We start from the raw sequence: 454 nt of genomic DNA on the forward strand, positions 1-454 counted from the left end.
TTTTTTGCTTTTAGTAAGTTTAGCGCGAGTGAAAAAATGGCGTTTTGAATAGGATAGTTTTGCGTTTTAATGTGTTGTGTGATTGCTTGGATTTTGGCTAGATTTTGCGGATTGCAAAAATATTCTGTGGGAATAATGCTTTTGGTGGAGAGTTTTTTATTTGCGCGGGTAGTGAGTTTTGGCGTTGTGATTTGTGTGTGGTTTTTTAGTTTTGGATTAAAATTGTGAGTGTCAAAAACCCTAAGTCTTTGCCAATTTTGCTTTGTCGCAGGGGAAATGAGGGAATCTAAATGTGAATTGTTGATAGCAGTCATAGCGAGTTTATATTCTCCATTGTGGATTTAATGGCGAAATTTATATCTAACCTTGTTTGCAATAATTGCGATATAGATTCACATTTAATCCCTTGCATTTCACAAATCGTAGGGATTTTCTTAAAAAGTTTATTGTTGTT

Annotated in this window: 1 protein-coding gene; it reads right to left on the bottom strand. The window is 34.4% G+C overall.

Going from position 1 to position 454, the window contains the following annotated elements:
• Nucleotides 1-314: hypothetical protein (locus ACWIX0_RS14195; RefSeq protein ID WP_454174619.1), on the bottom strand; the 314-nt coding region annotated here is incomplete at its 3' end.
• Between the last annotated feature and the right edge of the window lie 140 nt (nucleotides 315-454).

The sequence above is a fragment of the Helicobacter sp. T3_23-1059 genome (assembly GCF_053654515.1).